This window comes from Cereibacter ovatus (assembly GCF_900207575.1).
In the GTDB taxonomy this organism is placed as follows: Bacteria; Pseudomonadota; Alphaproteobacteria; order Rhodobacterales; family Rhodobacteraceae; genus Cereibacter_A; species Cereibacter_A ovatus.
This window is the reverse complement of the sequence record NZ_OAOQ01000009.1, coordinates 22,950-37,725: the sequence shown is the minus strand read 5'-3', so window position 1 is coordinate 37,725 and position 14,776 is coordinate 22,950. Positions and strand designations below refer to the sequence as shown.

Below are 14,776 nucleotides of genomic sequence, written 5' to 3'. Positions count from 1 at the left end.
GCCGATCAGACCTTGTCGCGATCCGAGGCGGGCGTCACGTCACGCGTCGTCTCGGGGCGGTTCTCGATCTCGGCGGTCTCTTCCTTGATGCCTTTCTTGAAGGCATTGATCCCCTTGCCGACCTCGCCCATAAGCGAGCTCACCTTGCCGCGTCCGAACAGCACAAGCAGGACCACGGCGATCAGTAGCAGGCCGGGCAAACCGATGTTGTTGAGCATTTCGCATCTCCTGCGGCCGACACGCGGCCTCGCTTCATTCCTGCACCATTTATTGGTTCAACGGGCCGGATCAAAGACCCTTTCGCTGCGACACAAGTTTTTTTGTCCGCAGACTTGTGATCGCGCAACCTCGAAGACGGGCCCCTCCTGCCCTCGCCCCTTCATTCTGGCCCAAATATCCCGGGGGTCCGGGGGCAGCGCCCCCGGCTGTGCCATGGCCTAATGCCGCGCGGCGAAGACAAAGCAGCGATCCCGCCGGATCATCAGCCACAACGCGGTTCCGGGCCGGGGCAGGAACACATTCGGAACCGAGGCCGTCAGCCGCGACCCGTCGCCGTCCATCGCGAACTCGACCAGGCTTTCGCGCCCCAGAAACCGCGCCCGCACCACCGTTCCGCGCGCGGCGGCGCCGTCGGCGGGCGTCGGGTTCGGCCCCCTGCCGCCACGATCGAAATCGATCTTCAGATGCTGGGGCCGGATCACGATCTCGACCTCGGCGCCATCGGGATGGCCCGGCGTCAGGAACTCGCCAAAGGGCGTATCGGTCAAGGCGCCGCGCGACACCCCCCGGATCACGTTGACATCGGAAAAGAACGCCGCCGCTGCCCGGTCCACCGGCGCGTTATAGACATTGTAGGGCGAGCCACGCTGCACGATCCGCCCCGCCCGCATCAGCGCGATCTCGTCGCCCATCCGCAGCGCCTCGTCGGGCTCGTGGGTCACCAGAAGAACCGCCGCGCCTTCTTCTTTCAGGATTTCCAGCGTGGTGTCGCGGATGCCATCCCGCAGCCGGTTGTCCAACCCCGAGAACGGCTCGTCCATCAGCATCACCCGCGGCCGCGGCGCCAGCGCGCGGGCCAGCGCCACGCGCTGCTGTTCGCCCCCCGACAACTGATGCGGATGCTTCGGGCCATAGCCGGACAGGTTCACCCGTTCCAGCAGGTCATCGACCCGCCGCATCTTTTCTTCGCGGGGGCCGCGCAGCCCGAAAGCCACATTCTGCGCCACCGTCAGATGCGGAAACAGTGCGAAATCCTGAAACATCAACCCGACCGAGCGGGCCTCGGGCGGCAGGAACAACGACCCTTCGCAGACGATGCGGCCGTCGATGGCGATCCGGCCACTGTCGGGCCGCTCGACCCCGGCAATCATGCGCAGCGTGGTGGATTTGCCACAGCCCGAGGGTCCAAGCAGGCAGGTCACCTGTCCCGGCGCCACCTCAAGCGAGACATCGTTCACCACGGGGCTGCCGCCGAACGCACGCGTCAGATGCTCGACCTTCAGACGCACGGGCGGGTCGGTAAGGGGCTGGGGCACGGGCTATCCGACAAATTTCATCAGCTTCCCGTTCTGCCGCCTTTCCCGCGCCGGTTCAAGCCTTGGACGGTCCGGCAGCCGCCACCAGCCGGACAATCCCGATACAACGCCCCCACCCTTCGCGATCTGCCGCTTTCCCCGGCATTGCCACGCGCGTCCCGCACCGGGGCTGTGCATGGCGAAGCAATGGCGCACCACCGCCGAAAGATTGACCCGACCTGCACGATTTGATAATCTTTCCTCGGTCTGCTGGCGATCGGGCGACCCGGTTGATGTCGCCGCCCCCGCAAGAGAATCGGCCTCGACCTGATGCGCTCGACAGAGTCCTCCCCTTCCCCGTTGCCCGGGCATCGCTGCCAGTTGTTCCGCGCCGATGACATTTTCGTCAGCTCCGGCGTCAATCTGCATGATGGAATGGCCGGGCCCGATCAGGTCTGCCTTGGCGACAGCTACGAACTCGACCCTGCGGCGGTGCCGCTGCGGCTTGCGGTGCGGCCTGCGCCCGGCGATGCGCTTGCGGTGGCCGAAGGGTCGGACGTCGGCCGCCCCGGTGACAGGGTGCGGCTGGCCTGCCGTTATCGGCTGATGACACCGGAAGGCGACTCGGTCGATCTTCTGCTGATCGATGTCGCGGGCGAGGCCGGGGGGCTGCATCTGCTGCCGCTGTCGCCGCTGGGGCCGCGGGTGGAATATGTGCTGGTCAAGATCGAGGACGCCCCGCAGGACGTGGCACTGGCCGACCTGCTTTGCGTCTCGTTTGCCCATGGCACCATGGTGACGATGGCCGACGGCACCCAGCGCCCGATCGAGACTTTGCGCGCGGGCGACCTCGTGCTGACCCGCGACCACGGCCCGCAACCGATCCGCTGGATCGGCAATGCCACGCTGCGCGCGGTGGGCAGCTTTGCCCCCGTGGTGATCGCCCGTGGCGTGCTTGGCAACATGGCCGATCTGGTGGTCAGCCAGCATCACCGGATTTTCCTGTATTACCGCCGCCGCCGGGGTGAACTGCCCACATCGGAAGTGCTGGTGCAGGCCCGCCATCTGGTGAATGGCGACAGCGTCTTTCTGCGCGAAGGCGGCTTCATCGACTATTTCAGCCTTGTGTTCGACCGGCACGAAATCATCTACGCCGAGGGGATCCCCGCCGAAAGCCTGATGGTGAACGAGGCGACGGTGGCCCGTCTGCCCGCCGAACTGGCAGACGAGGTGCGCGCCCGCTTCCCCGGCCTGTCGCAAAGCCAGCATGTCGGCACCGAGGCCAGCCGCCAGCTTCTTGACCGGATCGGTCACCCTGCGGCGACGGGGCATCCCGCGCGCTGACGTGCCGCTTTCCAAGACCGGGCCGGCCCGCTATATCGCGCCCATGCTCGACATCCCGAACCGCCCCGCCCTGCCGCCCGAAATCGCCCGTCGCCGGACCTTTGCGATCATCTCGCACCCGGACGCCGGCAAGACAACGCTGACCGAAAAGTTCCTGCTGTTCGGTGGCGCGATCCAGATGGCCGGACAGGTCCGCGCCAAGGGCGAGGCGCGGCGCACGCGATCAGACTTCATGCAACTTGAAAAGGACCGGGGGATCTCGGTCTCGGCCTCGGCCATGAGCTTCGACTTCGGTTCGTGGCGCTTCAATCTGGTCGACACCCCCGGCCACTCGGACTTTTCCGAAGACACCTATCGCACGCTGACGGCGGTCGATGCCGCGATCATGGTGATCGACGGGGCGAAGGGCGTGGAAAGCCAGACACGGAAACTGTTCGAGGTCTGCCGCCTGCGGGATCTGCCGATCCTGACCTTCTGTAACAAGATGGACCGCGAAAGCCGCGACACGTTCGAGATCATCGACGAAATCCAGCAAAGCCTTGCCATCGACGTGGCGCCCGCCTCCTGGCCGATCGGGATGGGGCGCGACTTTCTGGGCTGCTATGACATCCTGCACGACCGGCTGGAACTGATGGACCGCGCCGACCGCAACCGGGTGGCCGAGTCGATCGAGATCAAGGGCCTGTCGGACCCGAAGCTGGCCGAACACATCCCCGCCGACCTGCTGGCCAAGCTGCGCGAGGATCTGGAGATGGTGGCCGAACTGCTGCCCCGCTTTGACCGGAAAAGCTTTCTTGAAGGTCACCTGACGCCGATCTGGTTCGGCTCTGCCATCAACTCTTTCGGGGTGAAAGAGTTGATGAGCGGCATGGGCGAATACGGCCCCGAACCGCAGATCCAAAAGGCGGCCGAGCGCGCCATCGCCCCCGAAGAAACCGCCGTCACAGGTTTCGTGTTCAAGGTGCAGGCCAACATGGACCCCAAGCACCGCGACCGGGTGGCGTTTGTGCGCCTTGCCTCGGGCCATTTCGAACGCGGCATGAAGCTTTTGCATGTGCGGTCGAAAAAGCCGATGGCAGTGACCAACCCGGTGCTGTTTCTGGCCGCCGACCGCGAACTGGCCGAGGAAGCCTGGGCCGGCGACATCATCGGCATCCCGAACCACGGCCAGCTGCGCATCGGCGATGCGCTGACCGAAGGCGAGGCGTTGCGCTTCACCGGCATCCCCAGCTTTGCGCCGGAACTGTTGCAGGGCGTGCGCGCGGCCGACCCGATGAAGGCCAAGCATCTGGAAAAGGCGCTGATGCAATTCGCCGAGGAAGGCGCCGCCAAGGTGTTCAAGCCGATGATCGGATCGGGCTTCATCGTGGGCGTGGTCGGCGCGCTGCAATTCGACGTTCTGGCCAGCCGGATCGAGCTGGAATATTCGCTTCCCGTGCGTTTCGAAGGCTCGCATTTCACCTCGGCGCGCTGGGTCTCGGGGCCGAAAGCAGAGGTCGAGGCTTTCGTGAACGTGAACAAGGGCCATATCGCCCATGACAGCGATGGCGATCTGGTCTACCTCACGCGGCTGCAATGGGACATCGACCGCGTCAGCCGCGACCACCCCGCGGTAAAGCTGACCGCGACCAAGGAAATGATGGTCTGATTGCGTCATGCCGGCCCCCGCGGCCGGCATTTTCGCCCGAACCTTGACCCTGCGACGAAATTGGGCTATGGCGCCGAAGGTGGCCAATTGGGCCAAAGACGCCGGGACGCCCGGACCATCAGCGTCCCCTTGAGTATCATGCGGTCCGATACCGCATTCACAGGATGCTAATGACCAAGTTTTCCGACCTCGCGCTGGACCCCCGCGTGCTCAAGGCCGTGCAGGAAGCCGGCTATGAAACGCCCACGCCGATTCAGGCCCAGGCCATTCCCCACGCGCTGGAGGGCAAGGATGTCCTCGGGATCGCGCAGACCGGCACCGGCAAGACCGCAAGCTTCACGCTGCCGATGATCACCATCCTCGGCAAAGGCCGCGCCCGCGCCCGGATGCCGCGCAGCCTTGTGCTGTGCCCGACGCGCGAACTCGCCGCGCAGGTGGCCGAGAATTTCGACATCTATGCCAAGCACTCGAAACTGTCGAAGGCGCTTTTGATCGGCGGTGTCAGCTTTACCGAACAGGACAAGCTGATCGACCGCGGCGTGGATGTGCTGATCGCGACCCCCGGCCGGCTGCTTGACCATTTCGAGCGCGGCAAGCTGTTGTTGACCGGCGTGCAGATCATGGTGGTGGACGAGGCCGACCGGATGCTCGACATGGGCTTCATCCCGGACATCGAGCGGATCTTCAGCCTGACGCCCTTTACCCGGCAGACGCTGTTCTATTCCGCCACCATGGCGCCCGAGATCGAACGCATTACCAACACCTTCCTGACCGGCGCGGTCAAGATCGAGGTGGCCCGGCAGGCGACGACCTCGGAAACCATCGAACAGGCGCTGATCCAGATCACTCCCAGCCGCAAGGAACGCAGCTTCGCCGACAAGCGCGCCGTGCTGCGGGCGCTGATCCGCGCCGAGGGCGAGGCCTGCACCAACGCCATCATCTTCTGCAACCGCAAGATGGATGTGGATGTGGTGGCCAAGTCGCTGAAACAGCACGGCTTCAATGCAGCCCCGATCCATGGCGATCTGGATCAGTCGCAGCGCACCCGCACGCTGGACGGGTTCCGCGATGGCTCGTTGCATCTTCTGGTGGCGTCTGATGTGGCCGCGCGCGGGCTGGACATTCCGGCGGTCAGCCATGTGTTCAATTTCGACGTGCCGACCCACCCCGAGGATTATGTTCACCGCATCGGCCGCACCGGCCGGGCGGGTCGCAAGGGTAAGGCCTATACCATCGCCGTGCCGCATGACGAAAAGTATGTCGTGGCAATCGAGGCGCTGGTGAAACAGCCGATCCCGCGGGGCACCCTGCCCGAGGGCTTCAGCCTTGAGGATCGCCCGGATCGTTCCGACGAGGCGCGGGGCGAGCGGTCTTCGCGCAGCCGCCGCGGCGGGCGCGACCGCGACGACCGCCGCCGGGAGGAACCCAAGCGCGACGAACCCGTAGTGGTTGCCGCCGTCAAGGTCGAGCCGCCAGAGACGCCGGCGCCGGAACTGCGCGAGGAACGCCCCGCCCGCCGCGACGAGCGCCGCAACCGCAGCCCCGAACGCGACCGCCGCGACGACCGCGTGGTGGTGGGTATGGGCGATCATGTGCCCGACTTCCTGCTGCGCAGCTTCCGCATCCCCAGCCTGCCCACAACCGAAGCCGAGGACGAGGCCGAGCTTGTGTCGGACCTGATGGCCGAAGAAGGCGAAAACTGATCGCCTGCGCGAACTGACAGCCCTTTCGCGGCGTTATGGACCATCCACAACGCCGCGAAGGACCTGAATCATCCGCAGCGTCCCGCCCTTGGCGGGCCGTCCTTTGCTTGCGGCTTGCGGCAGCAACGAACCCGAGCGCGCCGCGACCGGCGAACTCGGGCGGGCTGTCATCCGCGCCGCGACCGACGCACACTTGGGTGTGCCGTCATTGCCGGCCCGCCGGGCGCCCTTGTGGGCGACGCGGCGGGCACGCTGATCGATTAACCTTCCATCAGCCGGCTGACGACGACGGTGACTTCGGGCTTCTTGCCGATTTCCTCCATCGCGACCTGACGCACGATCCGGCGGATCGCCTCGTCCAGCTTGTCATCATCGCGCATCACCTTGGCGCCGGCGCGACCAAGATAGTCCGACAGTTCCTCTTCCATCGTCTCGGCCAGCGCACGCCCGGTCTTGCCGCGTTCGGGCAGGCCCATCAATTCGATCCAGGCATCGCCCAGCGGCTCGTCCTGTTCGTCAAGGATGACCGTGGTCAGCACATGACCGTTCAGCGCCATGCGGATACGGTCGCGCACCACGCCATCGCGGGCGCCGATCAGCACCGAGCCGTCCAGATAGATCCGCCCGGTATCGACATATTCCGCCACCTCAAGCCCGCGGGTCAGATTGACCAGCATGCCGTTGGTGATGACATCCGCGCCCAGCCCCTTCGACAGCGCGATCCGCGCATGTTCGCGCAGGTGGCGATGCTCGCCATGCATCGGCACCACGACCTCGGGCCAGAGCAGCGTATGGACCTGTTCCAGATCCGGTCGGTTGGCATGTCCCGAGACATGATAAAGCCCGCCGGCGTCATCCATCACATCCACGCCCATTTCCGAGAACGAATTGACGATGCGCAGCACGCCACGTTCGTTCCCCGGAATGGTCTTGGACGAGAACAGGAACAGATCGCCCTCTTTCATCTCAAGGCCCAGATACTTGCCCCGCGCCAACTGCGCCGAGGCCGCGCGCCGTTCGCCCTGACTGCCGGTCACGATCAGCATCAGGTCGCGGCGCGGGATCTCGGCCGCTTCCTCAGGCGAGACGACCTTGGGAAAGCCGGTCAGCACACCGCTTTCCTGAGCCGCCTGCACCATGCGCCGCATCGCACGCCCCAGAAGGCAGACGCTGCGCCCCGAGGCGGCGGCGGCCTCGGCCAGCGTCTTCAGCCGCGCCACGTTCGAGGCGAAGGTGGTCGCCACCACCATCCCGCGCGCCCCGGCGATCAGCGCCCGCAAGGGATCGGCCAGCGTCGCTTCCGACCGGCCCGGATGCAGCGAGAAGACGTTGGTCGAATCGCACATCAGCGCCTTCACCGGCCGTTCCGCCGCGATCGAGCGGAACGCCTCGTCCGACCATGCCTCGCCCACGACCGGCGAGCGGTCCAGCTTGAAATCGCCCGAATGGACGATCCGGCCCGCCGGCGTGTCGATCACCAGCGCCGAGCTTTCGGGGATCGAATGGCTGACCGGCACGAACTGCACCGAGAACGGGCCGGCCTCGACCACCTCGGGGCGGGCGCCGACCGTGGTGATCGCATCCAGCGGATGGCCGTGTTCCTCGAACTTCAGCCGGCCGATGGTGGCGGTGAAGCGGCGGGCATAGACCTTGGCCTTCAGCTTTGGCCACAGATGGCCAAGGCCGCCGATGTGATCTTCGTGCGCGTGGGTGATGAAGATCGCCTCGATCCGGTCCTTGCGCGCCTCCAGCCACGAAATGTCCGGCATGATCAGATCGACGCCGGGCGTCGTTTCCATGTCGGGGAAGGTCACGCCCAGATCGACGACGATCAGGCGTTCCTTGCCTTCCGGGCCATAGCCATAGACATAGCAGTTCATCCCGATCTCGCCCGCCCCGCCGAGCGGCAGATAGATCAGCCGGTTCACACTCATTCCGTATCCTTGTTGTAGCGATGGATCAGCACGAGACCCTGCATGGTCAGATCGTCCTCCACCTTGTCGAAAAGATCGAATCCCTGGTCGAATAAGGGTGCCAGGCCCCCTGTTGCGATGACCTTCATCGGGGCGTGCCGCTCCAGCCGGATCTGGCGAACGATGCCCTCGACAAGGCCGATATAGCCCCAATACACCCCTGACTGGATGCAGGCCACCGTATTCGTGCCGATGGCGGCATGGGGCTTGGTCACATCCACATGCGGAAGCGCGGCAGCGGCCATGTGCAGGGCTTCAAGGCTGAGGTTCACGCCCGGCGCGATCACGCCGCCGATATAGGCGCCATCCGCATCCACCACGTCGAAAGTGGTGGCCGTGCCGAAATCCACGATGATCAGGTTGCCGCCATGAAGATGAAACCCCGCCACCGTGTTCACCAGCCGGTCCGGGCCAACCGTGGTCCCCTGATCGACGCGCGGCGCGACCGGCAGACGGCATTCGGGCTTGCCCACCACCAGCGGGCGGCAGTCATAGTAACGGTTACACAGGACGCGCAGGTTGAACACCACCCGCGGCACCGTGGACGAGATCACGGCTTCGGTGATCCGCGCCTCGATTTTCGTCAGGGTCAGCAGCGTTGACAGCCAGACGTGATATTCGTCCGCCGTGCGCTTGTGGTCGGTAGCGATGCGCCAGGTGGCCAGGAACTGCGTGCCGTCCCAGATCGAGAAGACGGTGTTGGTATTGCCGCAGTCAATCGCCAGAAGCATCGCTTCCCCCTTGGAAAAACACCTCGGCCGCCGGGATCGCCTGACGGCCCTGGACGGTCTTCAACACCAAAGCGCCGGAAGGGTCCACCGTCTCGAAGATGCCTTCGCGCAGATCCTGGCCGGTGCGGGCGCGGATCGGCTGCCCCAGACGGGCGGCATGGGCCAGCCACGCCTCGCGCGTGGGGGCAAAGCCATAGCGGGTAAAGCTGGCCTCGCGCCGGGCATAGGCGGGGGCAAGCGTATCCAGGAAGGCGGCGGGGGCGATGCGCAGCCCGGTCTCGCCCAGCAGGCTGACCGGGCGGACGGCGCCGGGTTCCACCAGCGAGGGGTCGGGCGCGGCAATCAGGTTCACGCCGATACCGATGGCCAGATGCTGCACCCGCCCGCCCTGCCCCAGACTTTCCAGCAGGATGCCGGCCAGCTTGCCGCCATTCAGCAGCACGTCATTGGGCCATTTCAGCGAAAAGGCGTCGGGCATCCCGGTCAGCGTCACACAGGCATCGCGCAGCGCAAGCGCCGCCACGAAGGACCGCAGGGCCACCACCTCGGGCGACTCGGTCGGGTGCATGACATGGGTGGCGTAGAAGTTGCCGCGCGGGCTGGCCCAGAAACGGCCGCGCCGCCCCCGCCCGGCCGTCTGCTCGCCCGCCATGATCCAGGCAGGTCCGCTAAGGCTGGGCGCGAGGCGGGCCGCCATCGCGTTGGTGCTGTCGACCGTAGCGAGGGCGTGGCGGGCCACACCCTCGGGCCAGGGATCAGCGGACAAGCGTTTCCGCCGCAAGCGCGGCCAGCGGTTCAAGCCCGAACATGTTGATCACACCCAGAACGTTGAAGGCCGCCGCCCCCATCAGCATCGCCCATTGCACACCGTCCATCCGGCTTTCGACCGGATCGGTCTCTTTGCCGAAATACATGTAGTAGACGATGCGCATGTAATAATAGGCGCCGATCACCGCCGCCAGAACGGTCAGCACCGCAAGCCAGACCATCCCCGCCTTCACCGCCGCCATCAGCACATAGAACTTGGCGAAAAAGCCGATGAACGGCGGCACGCCGGCCAGGCTGAACATCAGGATCAGCACCGCGAATGCCTTCAACGGTTCGCGTTTTGCGAACATGTTCAGGCTGTCGATGGTGGTGACGGGGCGGCCGTCCTTTTCCATCGACAGGATGAAGGCGAAAGCGCCGATGTTCATGGTGACATAGATCGCCATGTAAAGCAGCATCGCCTGCACGCCCGCCGCAGTGCCCGCAACAAGGCCCACCATCGCATAGCCCATATGGCCGATCGAGGAATAGGCCATCATCCGCTTGATGTCGCGCTGGCCGATCGCCGCGACCGATCCGAGGAACATCGACACCACCGCCAATGCCGCAAGCACCTGCCGCCAGTCGCCCGGGATACCGCCAAAGGCGTCATGCACCACCCGCGCGATCAGCGCCATCGCGGCAACCTTTGGCGCGGTCGAAAAGAACGCGGTCACCGGCGTGGGCGAGCCCTCATACACATCGGGCGTCCACATGTGGAACGGCGCGGCGGAAACCTTGAAGGCAAGACCCGACAGCATGAACACCAGCCCGAACAGCAGGCCCAGCGGCACACCGTCGTTCAGCGTCTGCATGATCCCCGAGAACAGCGTGGTCCCGGCAAAGCCATAGACCAACGAGACGCCATACAGCAGCAACCCCGACGACAGCGCGCCCAGAACAAAGTATTTCAGCCCCGCCTCGGTCGATTTCGGGGAATCGCGCCGCAACGAGGCCACGACGTAAAGCGCAAGGCTTTGCAGCTCCAACCCCATGTAAAGCGCCATGAGATCCCCGGCCGACACCATCATCATCATGCCGGTGACCGACAGCGCGACAAGGATCGGGAACTCGAACCGGCCCAGATCGCGGCGCTGCATGTAATCCTGCCCCAGCAGCAGCACCGCCGCCGCCGACCCCAGGATCACCACCTTGGCAAAGCGCGAGAACGGATCTTCTATGAACATGCCACCAAAGGCCGTGCGCTCGCCGCTGCCGCCCAGACCGATCCAGACGGCCAGCAGCAGCATCAGCCCCGCCATGACAAAGGTCATCATCGGCGCCGTGCGGTCTTTGCCGGTATAGACGCCAGCCATCAGCGCCACCATGGCGGCGGTCGCCAGAACGACTTCGGGAAGGACGGTCGAAAAGTCTGCGGGGGTCATCACTCGTCCCTCATTCCATGGCCAGCCGGGTGCCCGCGTCCAGCGCGGCCACGGTGGACTGGTAGTCGGTCGTCAACCGGGCCACCGAGGGCCCGATGATGTCGGTGACAAGGCTGGGATAGATGCCCAGCAACAATGTCATGGCCACCAGCGGCGCAAAGATCGCCTTTTCACGGGTGGTCATGTCGCGGATGGTGCGCAGCGCCTCTTTCACCAGCTCGCCGAACACCACGCGGCGGTAAAGCCACAGCGCATAGGCCGCCGACAGGATCACGCCGCTTGTCGCGACCAGCGCCACCCAGGTGTTGACCTGGAAGATCCCGAGAAGGGTCAGGAACTCGCCCACGAAGCCCGAGGTGCCCGGCAGGCCCACGTTGGCCATGGTGAAGAACATGAAGATCAGCGCATAGGCCGGCATCCGGTTCACCAGCCCGCCATAGGCGTCGATCTCGCGCGTGTGCATCCGGTCGTAGATCACGCCCACGCACAGGAACAGCGCGCCCGAGATGAAGCCGTGCGACAGCATCTGGAAGATCGCGCCGTCCACGCCCTGCTGGTTGGCGGCAAAGATCCCCATGGTGACATAGCCCATGTGCGCCACCGACGAATAGGCGATCAGCTTTTTCATGTCCGACTGCGCCAGCGCCACCAAAGAGGTGTAGACGATGGCGATGGCCGACATCCACAGCACCAGCGGCGTCAGCAGGTCCGACCCCACCGGGAACATCGGCAGGCTGAAGCGCAGAAAGCCATAGCCGCCCATCTTCAGCAGGATCGCCGCCAGCACCACAGAGCCGGCGGTGGGCGCCTGAACGTGCGCATCCGGCAGCCAGGTATGAACCGGCCACATCGGCATCTTCACCGCAAAGCTGGCGAAGAACGCAAGGAACAGCAGCGTCTGAAGCCCGCCAACGATCTGGAAGCCCGCAATCCCGATCGTGTCCGAGGCGAACTCGTGCCGCATCAGCGTGGGAATGTCGGTGGTGCCCGCGTCCCAATACATCGCGATCATCGCAATCAGCATCAGGACCGAGCCGAGGAAGGTATAGAGGAAGAACTTGAACGCGGCATAGATCCGCTCTTTCCCACCCCAGATCCCGATGATCAGGAACATCGGGATCAGGCCGGCTTCGAAGAACAGATAGAACAGCACCAGATCCAGCGCACAGAACACCCCGATCATCAGGGTTTCCAAGATCAGGAAGGCGATCATGTATTCCTTGACGCGGGTCTCGACCTCCCAGGCCGAGGCGATGGTCAGGGGCATCAGGAACGTGGTCAGCATGACGAACAGGATCGAGATCCCGTCCACACCCATCTTGTATTTCAGGCCGGCGATCCAGTCGTAGGTCTCGACGAACTGAAAGTCGGTGTTGGCGGGATCAAAGCCTGCCAGCAGGAACAGCGACACAAGGAAAGTGGCCGAGGTCGCCAGCAGCGCCAGCCACTTCGCATTCCGCTGCGCGGCCGCGTCCTCGCCCCGCAGGAACAGCGCCATGATCAGCGCCGCCACCAGCGGGATGAAGGTGATGATCGACAGCAGGTTTTCCATCAGTTCGCGCCCCCCGTGAGCGTCATCCAGGTAATGAGGATCGCAATGCCGAGGAACATGGCGAAGGCGTAGTGGAAGATGTAGCCGGACTGCGCCCGACCGGCGAGCCGCGTCAGCGCCGGGATGATCCCAAGCGCCAGGCCGTTGATCGCGCCGTCGATCACCGCCCCGTCACCGCGCTTCCACAGGAAATGGCCCAGACGGCGCGCGGGACGAACGAAGATCGTGTCGAACAGTTCGTCGAAATACCACTTGTTCAGCAGGAACAGATACAGCGGGCGCTGGCTGCGGGCCAGCGCGGCCGGCAGCGACGGCTTCACCAGGTAGAACAGCACCGCCGTCAGGAACCCAAGCACCATCGCCACGAAGGGGGAGACCTTGACCCAGACCGGCGCGTGGTGCGCCTCGTCGATGACGTGGTTCTCGGGGCCGATGTAGATTGCCCCGATCGGGCCAAGAGCGGCCACTTCGGCGTGGCCCTCGACCCCGGCACCACCGGCATGGGCGCCGGCTTCATCCGCAGCCTGGGGCGCGGCGCCATGTTCGGCCGTGGCCGCGGCATGGCTCTCGCCCTCGTGCGACGTGGCCTCGTGATGCGGGATGCCGAACCAGCTGGCCACCTTGTCGTGGTCCCCGAAGAACGAGTTATACCAGACCATCCCCGAGAAGATCGCCCCCAGCGCCAGCACCCCCAGCGGGATCAGCATCGACTTCGGGCTTTCATGCGCGTGGTCATAGGCATGATGATCGCCGCGCGGCTTGCCGAAGAAGGTCAGGAAGATCAGCCGCCACGAATAGAAGCTGGTGAAGCAGGCCGCCACAACCAGCAGCCAGAAGGCATAGGACGAGCCGACCCAGGCGCTTTCGATGATCGCATCCTTGGACAGGAAGCCGGCAAAGCCGATGTGGGTCAGCGGGATGCCGACGCCGGTGATGGCCAGCGTGCCGATCATCATCGCGGCAAAGGTCAGCGGGATCTTCTTCCAAAGCCCTCCGTAGTTCCGCATGTCCTGTTCATGGTGCATCGCATGGATGACCGAGCCCGCGCCAAGAAACAGCATCGCCTTGAAAAAGGCGTGCGTGAACAGGTGGAACATCGCCGCCGAATAGACGCCCACGCCCGCGGCCACGAACATGTAGCCCAGCTGCGAACAGGTCGAATAGGCGATCACGCGCTTGATGTCGTTCTGCACAAGACCCACGGTCGCCGCGAAAAAGGCGGTGGTGGCCCCCAGCACGACGATCATGGTCTGCGCGTCAGGTGCAAATTCGTAAAGCGGCGACATACGGCAGACAAGAAACACGCCGGCCGTCACCATCGTCGCCGCGTGGATCAGCGCGGAAACCGGCGTCGGGCCTTCCATCGCATCGGGAAGCCAGGTGTGCAGCCCAAGCTGGGCCGATTTCCCCATCGCGCCGATGAACAGCAGCACTCCGATCAGGTTCGCGGCATTCCACTCGGTCCACAGGAAGCTGACGTTGGTCTGTGCCAGTTGCGGCGCGGCGGCAAAGACATCGTCAAAGCGGATCGAATCCACCAGAAAGAACAGCGCCATGATCCCCAGCGCAAAGCCGAAGTCACCGACACGGTTCACCACGAAGGCCTTGATCGCCGCGGCGTTGGCCGACGGCTTGCGGTAGTAGAAGCCGATCAGCAGATACGAGGCGACGCCCACCCCTTCCCAACCGAAGAACATCTGCACCAGGTTGTCCGAGGTCACCAGCGTCAGCATCGCAAAGGTGAAGAACGACAGATAGGCGAAGAAGCGCGCCTTGTAATGCTCGTGGTGGTTCCAGTTGTCGTCATGCGCCATGTAGCCGAAGGAATACAGGTGCACGAGCGCCGACACCGTGTTCACCACGACCAGCATGATCGCCGTCAGCCGGTCGATGCGGATGGCCCATTCCGTCGAAAGCGAGCCGCTTTCGATCCAGCGCATCAGCACGACCTGATACATCTGCCCGTCATGGGTCAGGAAGATGACCCAGGACAGGGCCGCCGCCAGGAACACCAGCGCGGTGGCGATGACCTGCCCCGCCCGTTCCCCGATCAGGCGCCAGCCAAAGCCGCAGATCAGCGCGCCCAGCAGCGGCGCCAGAAGGATGATCGTTGCCATGT

At 64.8% G+C, this 14,776-nt stretch carries 12 protein-coding genes; 3 read left to right on the top strand and 9 right to left on the bottom strand.

Features of this window, described 5'->3' with window-relative positions:
* Nucleotides 1-5: 5 nt before the first annotated feature.
* The 3 genes from CRO07_RS10865 to CRO07_RS18700 all read right to left on the bottom strand — a co-directional run bounded on the left by CRO07_RS10865 (nt 6) and on the right by CRO07_RS18700 (nt 1,943).
* Nucleotides 6-218 carry a twin-arginine translocase TatA/TatE family subunit gene (locus CRO07_RS10865; RefSeq protein ID WP_097030717.1) on the bottom strand — a complete coding sequence of 71 codons (213 nt, stop codon included), beginning with the start codon at nt 216-218 and terminating at the stop codon, nt 6-8.
* A gap of 219 nt (nt 219-437) precedes the next feature.
* Nucleotides 438-1,535 (bottom strand): ABC transporter ATP-binding protein, encoded by a 1,098-nt coding sequence (locus CRO07_RS10860; protein ID WP_097030716.1) that lies wholly within the window; start codon nt 1,533-1,535, stop codon nt 438-440.
* Between the two features lie 3 nt (nt 1,536-1,538).
* On the bottom strand, nt 1,539-1,943 hold the full coding sequence (locus tag CRO07_RS18700; protein ID WP_176504552.1) for a hypothetical protein: 405 nt from the start codon (nt 1,941-1,943) through the stop codon (nt 1,539-1,541).
* A gap of 6 nt (nt 1,944-1,949) precedes the next feature.
* Here CRO07_RS18700 and CRO07_RS10855 point away from each other — a divergent pair, with 6 nt between their 5' ends.
* From CRO07_RS10855 to CRO07_RS10845, 3 genes are all read left to right on the top strand, one after another.
* Nucleotides 1,950-2,858 carry a Hint domain-containing protein gene (locus CRO07_RS10855; protein ID WP_235840975.1) on the top strand — a complete coding sequence of 303 codons (909 nt, stop codon included), beginning with the start codon at nt 1,950-1,952 and terminating at the stop codon, nt 2,856-2,858.
* 43 nt (nt 2,859-2,901) lie between these two features.
* On the top strand, nt 2,902-4,506 hold the full coding sequence (locus CRO07_RS10850; RefSeq protein ID WP_097030790.1) for a peptide chain release factor 3: 1,605 nt from the start codon (nt 2,902-2,904) through the stop codon (nt 4,504-4,506).
* Nucleotides 4,507-4,676: 170 nt separating this feature from the next.
* Nucleotides 4,677-6,209 carry a DEAD/DEAH box helicase gene (locus CRO07_RS10845; RefSeq protein WP_176504554.1) on the top strand — a complete coding sequence of 511 codons (1,533 nt, stop codon included), beginning with the start codon at nt 4,677-4,679 and terminating at the stop codon, nt 6,207-6,209.
* A 260-nt stretch (nt 6,210-6,469) separates the two neighbouring features.
* Here the strand turns inward: CRO07_RS10845 and CRO07_RS10840 are convergent, their stop codons facing one another.
* From CRO07_RS10840 to nuoL, 6 genes are read right to left on the bottom strand one after another with little or no spacing between them, the layout of a single operon-like run.
* Nucleotides 6,470-8,143 (bottom strand): ribonuclease J, encoded by a 1,674-nt coding sequence (locus CRO07_RS10840; protein ID WP_097030713.1) that lies wholly within the window; start codon nt 8,141-8,143, stop codon nt 6,470-6,472.
* On the bottom strand, nt 8,140-8,913 hold the full coding sequence (locus CRO07_RS10835; RefSeq protein ID WP_097030712.1) for a type III pantothenate kinase: 774 nt from the start codon (nt 8,911-8,913) through the stop codon (nt 8,140-8,142). Before CRO07_RS10835 ends, CRO07_RS10840 begins: the two co-directional genes overlap by 4 nt.
* On the bottom strand, nt 8,897-9,679 hold the full coding sequence (locus tag CRO07_RS10830; RefSeq protein ID WP_097030711.1) for a biotin--[acetyl-CoA-carboxylase] ligase: 783 nt from the start codon (nt 9,677-9,679) through the stop codon (nt 8,897-8,899). The genes CRO07_RS10835 and CRO07_RS10830 overlap by 17 nt, the downstream gene beginning before the upstream one ends.
* A complete protein-coding gene (gene nuoN / locus CRO07_RS10825) occupies nt 9,669-11,105 on the bottom strand; it encodes an NADH-quinone oxidoreductase subunit NuoN (protein WP_097030710.1) in 1,437 nt (478 codons plus the stop codon). Before nuoN ends, CRO07_RS10830 begins: the two co-directional genes overlap by 11 nt.
* Nucleotides 11,106-11,115: 10 nt before the next feature.
* Nucleotides 11,116-12,657 (bottom strand): NADH-quinone oxidoreductase subunit M, encoded by a 1,542-nt coding sequence (locus CRO07_RS10820; protein WP_097030709.1) that lies wholly within the window; start codon nt 12,655-12,657, stop codon nt 11,116-11,118.
* Nucleotides 12,657-14,774 carry an NADH-quinone oxidoreductase subunit L gene (gene nuoL, locus CRO07_RS10815; protein ID WP_097030708.1) on the bottom strand — a complete coding sequence of 706 codons (2,118 nt, stop codon included), beginning with the start codon at nt 14,772-14,774 and terminating at the stop codon, nt 12,657-12,659. The genes CRO07_RS10820 and nuoL overlap by 1 nt, the downstream gene beginning before the upstream one ends.
* Nucleotides 14,775-14,776: the final 2 nt, after the last annotated feature.

Coding starts and splice junctions, on each gene's coding strand:
- CRO07_RS10865 (WP_097030717.1), bottom strand. CDS start 218: ATGCTCAACAACATCGGTTTGCCCGGCCTGCTACTGATCGCCGTGGTC.
- CRO07_RS18700 (WP_176504552.1), bottom strand. CDS start 1,943: ATGCAGATTGACGCCGGAGCTGACGAAAATGTCATCGGCGCGGAACAA.
- CRO07_RS10855 (WP_235840975.1), top strand. CDS start 1,950: ATGGCCGGGCCCGATCAGGTCTGCCTTGGCGACAGCTACGAACTCGAC.
- CRO07_RS10850 (WP_097030790.1), top strand. CDS start 2,902: ATGCTCGACATCCCGAACCGCCCCGCCCTGCCGCCCGAAATCGCCCGT.
- CRO07_RS10845 (WP_176504554.1), top strand. CDS start 4,677: ATGACCAAGTTTTCCGACCTCGCGCTGGACCCCCGCGTGCTCAAGGCC.
- CRO07_RS10840 (WP_097030713.1), bottom strand. CDS start 8,143: ATGAGTGTGAACCGGCTGATCTATCTGCCGCTCGGCGGGGCGGGCGAG.
- CRO07_RS10835 (WP_097030712.1), bottom strand. CDS start 8,913: ATGCTTCTGGCGATTGACTGCGGCAATACCAACACCGTCTTCTCGATC.
- nuoN (WP_097030710.1), bottom strand. CDS start 11,105: ATGACCCCCGCAGACTTTTCGACCGTCCTTCCCGAAGTCGTTCTGGCG.
- CRO07_RS10820 (WP_097030709.1), bottom strand. CDS start 12,657: ATGGAAAACCTGCTGTCGATCATCACCTTCATCCCGCTGGTGGCGGCG.
- nuoL (WP_097030708.1), bottom strand. CDS start 14,774: ATGGCAACGATCATCCTTCTGGCGCCGCTGCTGGGCGCGCTGATCTGC.